This is a genomic window from Albibacterium bauzanense (assembly GCF_004339765.1).
Taxonomy (GTDB): Bacteria; Bacteroidota; Bacteroidia; order Sphingobacteriales; family Sphingobacteriaceae; genus Albibacterium; species Albibacterium bauzanense.
Genome location: NZ_SMGO01000002.1, coordinates 896,269 through 908,905 on the forward strand (window position 1 = coordinate 896,269; position 12,637 = coordinate 908,905).

The 12,637-nt window shown below is 36.3% G+C and carries 9 protein-coding genes; 8 read left to right on the forward strand and 1 reads right to left on the reverse strand.

From position 1 onward, the window contains the following. Positions 1-47 precede the first annotated feature (47 nt). The 3 genes from C8N28_RS09840 to C8N28_RS09850 all read left to right on the forward strand — a co-directional run bounded on the left by C8N28_RS09840 (position 48) and on the right by C8N28_RS09850 (position 4,364). A complete protein-coding gene (locus C8N28_RS09840; protein ID WP_132224337.1) occupies positions 48-2,852 on the forward strand; it encodes a TonB-dependent receptor in 2,805 nt (934 codons plus the stop codon). A 28-nt stretch (positions 2,853-2,880) separates the two neighbouring features. Then, positions 2,881-3,963, forward strand: coding sequence for a phytase (locus C8N28_RS09845; RefSeq protein WP_132224339.1), 1,083 nt, complete (start codon positions 2,881-2,883; stop codon positions 3,961-3,963). Positions 3,964-4,034: 71 nt separating this feature from the next. Next, positions 4,035-4,364 (forward strand): YegP family protein, encoded by a 330-nt coding sequence (locus tag C8N28_RS09850; protein WP_132224341.1) that lies wholly within the window; start codon positions 4,035-4,037, stop codon positions 4,362-4,364. Between the two features lie 18 nt (positions 4,365-4,382). Here the strand turns inward: C8N28_RS09850 and C8N28_RS09855 are convergent, their stop codons facing one another. Further along, on the reverse strand, positions 4,383-5,072 hold the full coding sequence (locus C8N28_RS09855; protein ID WP_132224343.1) for a hypothetical protein: 690 nt from the start codon (positions 5,070-5,072) through the stop codon (positions 4,383-4,385). Between the two features lie 105 nt (positions 5,073-5,177). On the opposite strand from C8N28_RS09855, the gene ispG reads away from it, so the two are divergent. The 5 genes from ispG (at position 5,178) to hemL (ending at position 12,566) form a co-directional block, all read left to right on the forward strand. Continuing rightward, positions 5,178-7,190 carry a (E)-4-hydroxy-3-methylbut-2-enyl-diphosphate synthase gene (gene ispG / locus C8N28_RS09860; protein WP_132224345.1) on the forward strand — a complete coding sequence of 671 codons (2,013 nt, stop codon included), beginning with the start codon at positions 5,178-5,180 and terminating at the stop codon, positions 7,188-7,190. A gap of 111 nt (positions 7,191-7,301) precedes the next feature. After that, entirely contained in the window at positions 7,302-8,537 is a 1,236-nt protein-coding gene (gene hemA, locus C8N28_RS09865) for a glutamyl-tRNA reductase (protein ID WP_132224347.1), read from the forward strand. A gap of 40 nt (positions 8,538-8,577) precedes the next feature. Continuing rightward, positions 8,578-10,164, forward strand: a complete 1,587-nt coding sequence (hemC, locus tag C8N28_RS09870; RefSeq protein WP_132224349.1) for a hydroxymethylbilane synthase — start codon at positions 8,578-8,580, stop codon at positions 10,162-10,164. Between the two features lie 41 nt (positions 10,165-10,205). Beyond that, positions 10,206-11,174 carry a porphobilinogen synthase gene (gene hemB, locus C8N28_RS09875; protein WP_132224351.1) on the forward strand — a complete coding sequence of 323 codons (969 nt, stop codon included), beginning with the start codon at positions 10,206-10,208 and terminating at the stop codon, positions 11,172-11,174. Positions 11,175-11,195: 21 nt separating this feature from the next. Further along, the gene (gene hemL / locus C8N28_RS09880; protein ID WP_132224353.1) at positions 11,196-12,566 is read left to right on the forward strand and encodes a glutamate-1-semialdehyde 2,1-aminomutase; all 1,371 of its coding nucleotides are present in this window, start codon (positions 11,196-11,198) and stop codon (positions 12,564-12,566) included. Positions 12,567-12,637 lie beyond the last annotated feature (71 nt).

A 12,637-nucleotide genomic window follows, 5' to 3' on the forward strand; every position in this document is an offset into this window, starting at 1 on the left:
CAGTTAATATACGTACTGTATCCTTGTGCAAAATTTAAATAATAGATATGCACAAGTTTTTTACTCTTTTTTTAGCAATATGTTTCTCTTCAACTGTTATGGCCCAAACGGGTGTCGTATCAGGTAAAGTGAAGGATTCTAAGGATATTTCCTTGCCCGGGGCGACAATTAAGTTGCTTCCAACTAATAGGTACACGGTTTCTAATCAAAATGGATCATTCGAGTTTCTGAATGTACCAGCTGGTAATTATGAGGTTTCTATTGATTATATCGGATATAATTCTTTGAAAAGAACGGTTGAGGTTTCGGCTGGATCTAACACTTCGATTGAGTTAGTTCTTGAGGATGGGAGCTTAGAGATGCGAGAGGTTGTTGTAATGGGCGATCTTTTACGCGGACAAGCTCGTGCGCTGAACCAACAGAAAAGCAATCCTAATATTTCTAATATAATTTCTTCTGATCAGGTAGGAAGATTCCCTGATGCTAATATTGGTGATGCTTTAAAACGTGTTCCTGGTGTAACCATGCAAAATGATCAGGGGGAAGCAAGAAATATAATTATTCGTGGTCTGGCTTCAGAACTGAACTCCGTTACTTTGAATGGAGACCGTATACCATCCGCAGAGGGCGATAATAGAAAGGTGCAGATGGATTTAATTCCTTCTGATATGATTGCATCAATAGAGGTTAATAAAACATTAACACCTGATATGGATGCAGATGCAATTGGAGGGTCTGTAAATTTATTAACTAAAGCAGCCCCAAATGGCCAACGTATCTCTGCTACTCTGGCTTCTGGTTATAATCCGATTCGTGAGCAACCTCTTTATTCTGGAGCGTTTGTTTATGGAAATAGATTTGCAAATAACGCTTTAGGGGTTATTCTGAGTGGTTCATATAATAATAACGATTATGGATCAGATAATATAGAAGCAGAATGGAAGGAAGATGATGGAAATGTTTTTATTGAATCTTATGATATTCGTAAGTATGATGTTAAACGTGTAAGAAGAAGTATCTCCGGAGCTTTTGATTATAAGATTGATGACAATAATAGCTTATATGCTAGTGCGATGTATAACTGGCGTGACGATTGGGAAAATAGGTTTAGGGCCAGGATTGATGATATTGAGCCCATTTTGGATGCAAGTGATAAGATTATCGGTTATGAAGGAAGGGTAAATAGGGAAACGAAAGGTGGAATAGATAATAGTAGAAATGATATGCGTCGTTTGGAAGATCAGCGTATGCAGAATTATTCGCTTCGAGGAGAACATTTAATTGCTTCTAACTTAGATTTGGATTGGTCTGTTAGTTATTCAACAGCTAGTGAAGATCGTCCGAATGAACGTTATATGTCATTTCGTGAAAAAGGAGTAGCATTGGATTTTAATAATAATTCAGAGTTTCCATTGTATACTACCAGGGATTTGGATGCCGGAGAGATAGAGTTAAATGAAATATCAGAAAATAATGACTTTACAGAAGAAACAGAGTTTGGGGCTAAATTCAACTTTAGAGTTCCTTTATCTGTAATTGATGGTCAGAAAGGAAGATTGCGTTTTGGTGCTAGATTGCGAATAAAAACAAAAGATCGCAATAACATGTTCAATGAGTATTCGCCAGTTGGAGACTTCGGTACATTAGGACAAGTGGATAATGTGTTCTGGGATGGAAAAAACTTTCAGCCGGGATCTCATATGGTACCAGGTTTGTTTGCTAGTCCTAGCTTTTTAGGAAATCTTGATTTAAAGAATCCGTCTTTGTTTGAAGAAGAAGCAGTTCCAGATGAATATTTAACAGTAAACTATTCTGCAGATGAAAAAATATATGCAGGATACTTGCGCTGGGACCAAGACTTTAACGAGCGATTCTCAATGATCGCAGGTGCTCGTGTAGAATTTACCAGTATAAATTATACGGGTAACCTGGTGCAGGATGAAGAGGAGTTAACAGGTACCCGGAATGTAAAAAATGATTATGTAAATGTATTGCCAAGTATAACCTTTAAATATGTTCCTGAAGAGAATTTAATATTCCGTTTGGCTGCGACTACCGCACTTGCCCGACCTAATTATTATGCATTGAGCCCTTTTGTTGCTACCCTTCCTGAAGATGAGGAAATCTCTGCTGGAAATCCGGATTTAAAAGCTACATCTGCTTATAACCTTGATCTTATGGTAGAGAAGTACTTTAAATCTGTTGGTATTCTATCAGGTGGAGTATTCTATAAACGATTGAATGATTTTATTTACACTTATTTTGACCAGTCGTATACGCAAGCGAAATTTTCTCAAGACTTCCCAGATATCAATAACCCAATACCAGCTGATGCAAATTGGAAATTGACTCAGGCAAGAAATGGTGAGAGCGTAGATGTTTATGGATTTGAGGTGGCTGCTCAACGTCAATTGGATTTCCTTCCAGGCAAATTTTTAAGTGGCTTTGGAGTCTATGCAAATTATACTTATACAAAATCTTCTGCTAAAGGCATATCAAATGAAGACGGTGATTTTAGAGAGGATATAACTTTGCCTGGAACTAGTCCGCATATGTTGAATGGCTCATTGTCTTGGGAAAACAAGAAGTTCCTGGCTCGTCTGTCATTGAATTATACAGCAGCGTATTTGGATCAGTTAGGAGAATCTGATTTTAGTGATGCTTACTACGATAAACAGTTGTTTTTAGATGCGAATGCTTCTTATAAAGTGACGCCCACATTGAGAATATTTGCAGAAGCAAATAATTTAACAAATCAGCCATTGAGATATTATCAAGGGGTTTCTACCCGGACTATGCAAGCCGAGTATTATAGACCCAGATATACTGTGGGGATAAAATTAGATCTGTAATAATTAATAACGTAAATAACTATTCATCATGAGATTAATATTGAACCAGCTACTTGCTTCTTTGATCATTATACTATCAATTACATCATGTACAAATAAAACAGCACCGGATAATGCAACTGGAGATGTTGTTAAGCCTTTATATGTTACTGAACCGGTAGAGTATGATACGGATGATCCTGCTATATGGATAAATCCTTCTGATCCTGCACAGTCTTTAATTATTGGGACAGATAAAGACGAAAATGGCGGGTTATATGTTTATGATTTACAAGGAAAGATTATAAAAGACAAGATGGTTAAAGGTCTGAAAAGACCAAATAATGTGGATGTTGCATATGGACTAAAGCTAGGTGATAGAACAGTTGATATTGCTGTAGCTACCGAGCGTTTTACACATAAACTAAGAGTTTTTTCGCTGCCAGACATGCAAGCTATTGATAATGGTGGACTTCCTGTTTTTGAAGGCGAGACCGAAACTGAGTACCGGGATTTAATGGGAATAGCTTTATACACAGATCCAAAAGGGAATATATATGCAATTGTTGGTAGAAAAACTGGCCCTACTGACGGAACGTATCTATGGCAGTATTTGCTTAGCGATGATGGTATGGGTAAAGTAAAGGCTACATTGGTTAGAAAATTTGGAGAATATAGTGGTAAAAAGGAAATTGAGTCTATTGCTGTAGACAATGAACTTGGTTATATTTATTATTCTGATGAACAATTTGGAGTACATAAATATTATGCAGACCCGGATAAAGGAAATGAAGAACTTGCATTATTTGCAACTGAGGGTTATGTAGAAGATAATGAGGGTATTAGTATCTATAAAACTTCTGATAGCACAGGCTATATCCTGGTTTCGGATCAAAGTGCTAATCAATTTAAGGTTTATAAGCGTGAAGGTGAAGGTCGTTCACATAATCATACATTGGTTACTTCTGTTAAAGTCTCTACGAATCAGAGTGATGGTTCTGATATAGTTTCTGTTCCACTCAATGATGATTTTAAGCATGGACTTTTTGTTGCAATGAGTGATGATAAGACTTTTCATCTTTATAGATGGGAGGATATAGCTGGAAAATTACTTAAGGTAAATGGTAAATAATATCGATAAAGCATCAAGAAAGGAATATAATTTTCAAGAAATAATTTTTAACTTACGATAAAAAAGAAATTATGGGAAAATTTGTAATTACAACAAGAAAAAACGGGGAGTACCAGTTTAACCTGAAAGCCAATAATGGGCAGACAATTTTGAGTAGCGAAGGCTATACCGCAAAGACTAGTTGTGAAAATGGGATTGCATCAGTGAAGAAGAATGCGCAGGATGATGCCCGTTTTGAACGTAAGAATTCATCAAATGGAAAATCGTATTTTAACTTGAAAGCTACTAATGGACAAATTATTGGAACAAGTGAAATGTATGAAAGTGCCAGTGGAAGAGATAATGGCATTAAATCTGTAAAAGAGAATGCGCCAAATGCAATTACTGACGACCAAACATAATAAACGATAAGAGTTAAGTTATTGATTATAGCTTATTTTAATCTCTTTTTCAACCAGTTTAAAAACAGTTAAGAATTCGGGGTTGAGATCGTTGATTGCTTTTTCTAAAATGATTAATGCTTGTTCAGTTTCTTTCTTTCGAAACTGTTCTATCCATACCCTCCGGCCGATACGGTCAAGTGCATGCACTATGCTTATAGGTTTATCATAGGTTTCTAAATAGCGACTTTCAATAAAGTTAATTAGAAACCTATGAAAGCCTTTGGTTTCAGTTATGCCAAGCCTGTTCATAAAGATATCCAGTATCTTTGGATCACACGAATCCAGGTTTTTATAAAAAAGATCAGTGTCTACATTCTTATTACGAATTAGTAGGCAATCTAAAATTAGTTCATAAGCTACATGGGCCAAAAAAAAAGGCCTTTTTGGCAACTGGGTAAATGCTGTTGCTAAATCTTCTCGTAATTGTGAAGTATGTATCTTGAAAGGGGCAGAGTTATGAAAAATTGCATCTACCTGAACATGGTGCTTCCATCCTTCGAAAAGAAGTTGTAGATCTGAATTATCTTTAAAAAGTAAATTTTCTTTTTCGGGGCGAAATTTCCAGTCGTAATGATGGTTCCTGAATAGGTCAGGAAGTATGGCCCCTAAAGTGTAATAGGGGTTATTGATAGATTGAACGAAGTAATAATGCGATAGGAAGTTCAAATTCTTTTTTCTGTAAGTTAAGAAAAAGCATCTGATTCTTTTTATCAATTCTTTTAATTGGCAGCCTATCGTGTATTTTCATAACTTTGTATAACAAAAATGATTATGAATACAGATGTAGGTAAATTACTTCCTGGAGGTTATTGCAATTCGTTGTCGCATTATTCCCGGTATTTAACTCGCGAAGTTACTATTGGTGATGTGCCAATGGGCGCGAATAATCCGATTCGTATTCAAAGTATGACTACAGTAGACACTATGGATACGTTGGGCTCTGTTGAGCAAACAATTCGTATGGTGGATGCAGGATGTGATTACGTGCGAATAACGGCTCCGAGTATTAAGGAAGCCAATAATTTAGCAGAAATTAAGAAGCAGCTACGATTAAGGAGTTATAATGTCCCTTTGATTGCAGATATTCATTTTACGCCAAATGCAGCAGAGGCTGCTGCAAGGATTGTTGAAAAGGTGCGTATTAATCCAGGTAACTATGCAGATAAGAAGAAGTTTAATGAACTAACTTATACAGAATTAGAATATCAGAATGAGTTAGAGCGAATCTATAAGAAGTTTGCACCGCTTGTGAAGATTTGCAAGGAATATGGTACTGCTATGCGAATTGGAACCAACCATGGGTCTTTATCGGATAGAATAATGAGCCAATATGGTGATACGCCTAAGGGCATGGTTGAATCAGCAATGGAATTTATCCGGATGTGTGAGGATCTGAAATATTATAATTTGGTTATTTCAATGAAATCCAGCAATCCTCAGGTAATGATACAAGCCTATCGCTTATTGGTAGAAAAGATGACTGAAGAGGGGATGAATTATCCACTGCATTTGGGAGTTACTGAGGCAGGTGATGGAGAAGATGGTCGTATAAAGTCTGCGGTTGGAATTGGCACTTTATTAGAAGATGGATTAGGTGATACCGTGCGGGTTTCATTAACTGAAGAACCAGAATTTGAGGCTCCGGTTGCGATGGCTCTGGTTAATCGTTATGTGAAACGTGCTGAAAGCAGTATGCCTGCTGAGGCTTATTCAGAAAATGAAGGTGTTGTGCTTCCTTATGCAACATACTTTAAGCGTGAGACTAAAGAAGTTAATAATTTTATTGGCGGAAGTATGGTTCCAAGAGTGCTGGTAGATATTTCGAGACAGAATTTAAGGGATCCTTATACATTGATGAGCGTTGGTTATAGGTATGATATATTGCTTGATAAATATCATATGGGAGATCAGTCTGTAGATTTTGTGTATCTGGCTGATTCTTTGCCTTCATTTACGATGCCGGCTAATTTAAAACAAGTATATAATTATAATACATGGGTTGGACTGAAGGATAAGACGAATATTCATCCTTTGTTTAGTCTTGAAGAATATGTGTCGACATCTAATCATGATCCTGCTATTAATTTTATTGTCATTAATAATGATGATATAGCTGGAGAAGCTTTTGGTTCATTACAGATCGATAAAACCTTGGTTTTTATCTTAGAGACGAATTCAGAGCATGGAATGGCAGATCAAAGACAGTTTTTCTGTAAGCTTATAGAATTAGGAATTGATATACCTGTAGTGATTAAAAGGACTTATAATCCTTCTGAGTTTAAGGGGCCCTTAGGCGATTTAATGAGTGTTGAAGAGCCTGTAGCGAAGCTTCAATTATATGCCGGAACGGACTTAGGAGGTTTGTTGACTTCAGGCCTGGGAGATGGGATATGGATAGATTCTGAAGCAAGTGATCTTGATAGGATTGTTTCTACTTCGTTTGGGATTTTACAAGCAACTCGTTCCCGGATTTCCAAAACGGAATATATTTCTTGTCCAAGTTGTGGCAGAACGTTATTTGACTTACAAGAAACAACTCAACTTATAAGAACCAGGACCAATCATCTGAAAGGATTGAAGATTGGTATTATGGGTTGTATTGTAAATGGGCCTGGAGAAATGGCTGATGCTGATTATGGATATGTGGGTGCAGGCCCTGGAAAAATCACTCTTTACCGTGGAAAACAGGTTGTAAAGAAAAATGTTGATACAAAAAATGCGTTGGATGAATTGATAGAAATCATCCGTGAAGATGGCAAATGGGTTGATATTGAGGACGTTTAAGCTGTGATACTATTTATAAGCATTCTAAATATTTCTGTTTTACAAAGTCTTGACAATGCACAGCTACCTTATTTTGTACTTTTGTGATCAGTTAAGCACGATCCTATAATCTTGAAAAATCTTAAAGTAATTGCATTTACACATAAAAATGTGGACCTAAAGGACTTGGGTAATTTGGTAATTTGTGATGAGGAGTTGGAGTCTAGGTTATTGCAATTGAAAGCTATATTCAACACTTCAGAAATATTTTATATCGGAACATGTAATCGTGTAGAGTTTGTTTTCTATGGAGAGCAGGATCTTAATGATGAATTTAAGAACAAATTTATTGATTCATTAGGGCTTGTTGCATCAGAAAGCCAACGCCTTTCTATTTTGAATCAGGTTAATACCTATGATGGAAGAGAAGCTATAAATCATCTTTTCCGTATATCATGCTCTCTTGAAAGTTTGGTGGTTGGTGAAAAAGAAATTCTTTCCCAAGTGCGTAAAGCTTATGAACGTTGTCGTTGTGCCGGTTTTACTGGTGATTTTATGCGCATGTTGATGAGTAGCTTAGTGAAAACAGCTAAGGAGGTATATACTCAAACTGATATTTCCCGAAAGCCTGTTTCGGTAGTTTCATTGGCTTATCGTAGTTTACGTGACTCGGGTCTAGGTACTAGCCCGCGTTTTTTGATTATTGGAGCAGGAGAGACTAATCAAAACATAGCAAAATATATTCAAAAACATAAAGATTCTAATTTCGTGGTTTTTAACCGGACATTAGAGAAAGCTGAGAGTTTAGCAAAAGAATTGAACGGTAAAGCCTATCCTTTATCAGAACTCGAGAATTATAAGGGAGGTTTTGATGTGCTAATTACTTGTACTGGTTCAACTTCTCCATTAATAGATAACGACTTGTATCAGAAGTTGTTAAATGGAGATAAATCTAAGAAAACGATTGTTGATTTGGCAATCCCGAATGATACTGCTGAGGAGGTTATAAAAAATAATTCTATTAATTATATTGAAGTGAGTAGCTTGCAGGCAATTGCGAATAGAAATATTCAAGATCGATATGAGGAGCTTGTTCATGCTGAACGTATAATAGAAGAAAATATTGAGGAATTTATTCCTCTTCTAAAACAACGTAAGGTTGAAATTGCAATGCGGGAAGTACCTCAAAAAGTAAAGGAAATAAAATCTTTTGCGCTTAATACAGTGTTTGCACAGGAGGTAAGTTCTATGGACGAAGATTCGCGCGCTGTTTTAGAAAAAGTGATGAACTATATGGAGAAAAAATATATTAGTGTTCCTATGGTTATGGCAAAAGAGATTTTAGTAAAAAACAGCGGGTTACAGTGATTTATCCATTTTGGATCCATTTATATAAGAAAGAATTATTGTGAATAGGAAGCTTATTATTGGAACTCGAGGTAGTGAGTTAGCACTTTGGCAAGCCAATTATATTAAAGGCTGCCTGGAAAAGTCAGGTTTTGAAGCTGAGCTTAAAATCATAAAAACGCAAGGAGATAATATCCAACATTTACGTTTGGATAAGCTAGAGGGAAAAGGTTTCTTTACAAAAGAATTAGAAGAGGAACTTTTGGCCGGCACCATTGATATTGCTGTTCATTCACATAAAGATTTACCTACAATAAACCCTCCGGGTTTAATTATCGCTGCAGTTTCTGAGCGCGAAGATCCATCTGAACTACTTCTTATTTTAAAAGACTGTGTTGACTTTAAAAAGAAACTTGGTGTTAAACATAATGCAATTGTTGGTACTTCATCTAATCGTCGGAAGGCTCAATTATTATCATTAAGACCAGATTTAGAGATTGAAGATTTAAGAGGGAATATTAATACACGTATACAGAAGCTTCGTGATGAACAGTACGATGCTATTATGATTGCGAAAGCAGGAGTTGAACGCATTAATATTGATATCAGTGAGTTTCATGTTGTAGAGATTAACCCTACAGAAATTATACCTGCTCCTGCTCAAGGAGTTTTAGCCGTTCAGATTCGTGATGGTAATGATGAATTGAAACAGATCTTACAAGGTATAAATAATGAAGAAGTTGCTAAAACAATAGCTGTTGAGCGTATGGTTCTAAATCTTTTTGAAGGCGGCTGCCATATGCCTTTGGGCTGTTATTGTCGTTATGAAGAAGAACAGTATGAAGTATGGACATCGAAAGCTGAATCAGGAGATGATTTCCCGGACCGTATTTTTGTTTCTGCAGAAAAGACAGAAGGATTAGCTGAAAGAATAGTAGCCCTTTATAATAATAAACATTCATTCCCTCAGACTGTTTTTATAAGTCGGGATATTACAGAGAGTAGTTATCTATATCGTGCTTTAGAAAAGCATTCTATTAAATTAGAAGGAGAATCTTTAATCAAAATTTATCCTACCATTAATAAGCTTGATCCGTTTATATTGAAACATGTAGATTGGATATTCTTTAGCAGTAAAAATGGAATTGAGCATTTCTTTAAACTAGAACCACGCTTAAGTAAGAAAACCAAGTTTGCAGTAGTTGGAAGAGGCTCTGAAGATATGTTAAGACAATATGGCTATGCTGCTTCTTATACAGGGCAAGATGAAGGTATTGATACAGAAGAGATAGGAAAGGTTTTTGCTGAAGAAAATCCAAAGGCAACGGTATTATTTCCGAGAGCGAAGGGTTCTTTGCAAACTATTCAGAATCAAATGTCTGAAGATATTAATATAATTGATTTACCCGTTTATGAAACTGTTTTGGTGGATAACGTGTCTAAATCAAATGCAGAAGTTTTAATTTTTACAAGCCCTAGTAATGTAGATGCATATTTCGCAAATAATCTAATTGACCCAGAGCAAAAAGTTATTAGTATAGGCTATTCTACTGGTCGCAAATTGGATGAGTACGGAGTTTCCTATACGTTACCTTATTCGCCGGACGAACTTGGACTTTCTGAAGCTGTATTTGCGTTAGGTTTGTAGATTTATTCCCTAAACATCAGGATATATAAATAGATAATATAATGATAGTAAGACCACGTCGATTACGAAAGAATGCCATTGTACGCAGTATGGTGGCAGAAACGCGCTTATCGAAAGATATGCTTGTTTATCCTTATTTTGTAGTACCTGGTAAAGATGTTAAACATGAAATTGATGCAATGCCAGGAATTCATCATTTCTCTGTTGATGCGCTTATAAAAGATACGGAGCTTTCTTTAAAATCAGGTATTAATAAAGTTTTGTTATTTGGTGTAGGAGAAGATAAAACAGAGGATGCTTCTTCTTGTTACCATAATAATTCTGTTGTCGTAAAGGCTATAGAAGCACTAAAGAAAGAGTTTTCAGACGATTTATATATAATAACGGATGTTTGTGCTTGTGCTTATACAACTCACGGACATTGTGGGATTTTAAAGGATGGATATGTTCAGAATGATGAAACGGTAGAAGTTTTATCAAAAATGGCATTGTCTCATGCAGAGGCAGGGGCTGATATGGTGGCGCCTTCTGATATGATGGATGGCAGGATAGCTGGAATTCGTCAGAAGTTAGATGCAAATGGTTTCGTAAATACAGGAATCATGAGCTATAGTGTGAAATTTGCATCTGCTTATTATGGGCCTTTTCGTGAGGCTGCTGATTCGTCCCCATCAAATGGTGATAGAAAAGCTTATCAGATGGATTTCAGGAATTCTCGTGAATCTATCAAGGAAGCTTTATTAGATGAGCAAGAAGGTGCTGATATATTAATGGTTAAACCTGCATTGGCTTATCTGGATCTAATTAAAGAGGTTAAAGCACATTCTAATTTGCCTTTAGCTTGTTATAATGTGTCTGGAGAGTATTCTATGGTAAAAGCAGGAGCGCGTGCTGGCTGGATTAATGAGCAGCAAATAGTTGTTGAAAATATGTATGCATTTGCAAGAGCCGGTGCAGATATAATTATTACCTACCATGCTCGGGATTTAGTAGAAAAGAGTTGGATTTAATTAAATAAAGCAATAGTGATAATGATTGATTCTTTAAAAAAGATATTTTCTTCAACAGATCAGGAGTCTTTTTCTGGCCAGTCAAAACCTGATATTTCTAGAGAGAAATCGACTCAGTTATACGAAAAGGCGAAGCAGTATTTTCCAGGAGGAGTAAACTCTCCGGTAAGAGCCTTTAAATCTGTTCATGGGGTTCCTTTATTTATTGAAAAGGGTGATGGTTGTTTAATCTGGGATGCAGATGGAAATGAGTTTATTGATTTCTGTTGCTCTTGGGGGCCGCTTATTTTAGGGCATAATAATGAGAAGGTACGTGAAAGTGTTACCGCAGCATTGCAGAATGGTTTAAGTTTCGGAGCTCCTACTGCTTTAGAAAATGAGCTGGCAGAGTTAATCTTAAAGAACAACCGTTTTATAGAGAAAATAAGATTCGTTAGTTCGGGTACAGAAGCAGTAATGTCTGCTATTCGATTAGCGCGAGGTTATACAAATAAAGACAAGATTATCAAGTTTGAAGGCTGTTATCATGGCCATTCAGACTCTTTGTTGGTAAAAGCTGGCTCAGGTTTAGTTACATTTGGTGAAACCTCTTCAGCAGGAGTTCCAAAAAGCTTCGCTGAAGAAACGATTGTTATTCCATTGAATGATAGGAAAGCCGTTGAGGAAGCTTTTTCTCAATTTAAAGATCAGGTAGCGGCTGTAATTATTGAAGGTATTCCAGCTAATAATGGTTTACTGATTCAGGAAAAAGAATATGTTCATTTCTTACGGGAGATTACACAGCAAAATAATGCCTTGTTAATTTTTGATGAGGTTATTACAGGCTTTAGATTAGGATTTGAGGGGGCTGCTGCTTACTACGATGTGCAGCCTGATATTATTACCTATGGTAAAATTATAGGCGGAGGCATGCCAGTAGGTGCTTATGGTGCCTCTAATGAAATTATGAGTCGTATTTCTCCGGATGGTAATGTTTACCAAGCTGGAACCTTGTCAGGTAATCCGATAGCTATGGCTGCCGGTATTGCTCAATTGAGCGTACTTAAAAGCGGAGTTTATAAATCATTAAATAGTAAAGCATTAGCATTTGTAGAAGCATTGCAGCGTTACGTTTCTGCAAAGAACTATAAAGTGAAGATATTTTCGGCAGGCTCGATTTTCTGGATAGCATTTACTGATAAAGAACATATTCGCGCTGCTTCAGAGATTGATCCTCAAAGTATGGAGAAATACAAGGTAATGCACCGCGAGCTATTGAATCGGGGAATATATTTTGGCCCTTCAGGGTATGAAGTAGGTTTTGTATCAAATGCACATACAAAGACTGATTTAGAAAAAGCTAAACGAGCAATTTTTGAAAGCTTAGAAGTTGTTTTTAGAAATGGTAATTAATAAGCTATTATAAAATTGAAAAAGGGCAGTAATTATAAATTACTGCCCTTTTTCAATTAAAAGATATATAT